Genomic DNA, 450 nt, shown 5'->3' with positions numbered 1-450 from the left:
TCAGCGGGCAAAGTGTAACGCTCGACACGGCAAAAGCGACCAATAATGGTTCCGACAATGTGATTGGCACCACTGTTCAATCGGGCAAAGACACGACGATCACCGCCAAACAGGATGTGAACGTTATTGGTTCGAGTGTTGCAGCCGGCGGCAATCTCGGCATTGAAGCAGAAGCGGGCTCGGTCAATGTTGTCGCGGCAGGTGTTGAGAAGAAGGTCAATGGCGTTGCTGGCACCCGCATGTCGCAGACCGATTCCACCTTTGCGCAAACATCCAACCTGTCGTCTGGTGGTGACACGTCCATCAAAGCGGGCGACGATATTCTGATATCAGGTTCAAAGGTGAAGGCCGGCGGTGACGTCAGCCTCGAAGCCAGGGACGATATCAACATCACGGTTGCCCAACAGCGCACCGAAACAATCGGCTCGGAAGTCAAGCAGGGCTCCGAAA

1 protein-coding gene is annotated in these 450 nt (G+C 55.1%); it reads left to right on the top strand.

The window, feature by feature from the left end; all coding sequences use genetic code 11:
• Positions 1-450: hemagglutinin repeat-containing protein (locus tag QSJ70_RS27385; RefSeq protein ID WP_285541368.1), on the top strand; the 450-nt coding region annotated here is incomplete at both ends.

It is taken from the genome of Brucella sp. NBRC 12950, from assembly GCF_030268145.1.
Taxonomy (GTDB): domain Bacteria; phylum Pseudomonadota; class Alphaproteobacteria; order Rhizobiales; family Rhizobiaceae; genus Brucella.
The sequence above is the reverse complement of the archived record's forward strand: the minus strand, read 5'-3'. Positions and strand labels throughout refer to the sequence as shown.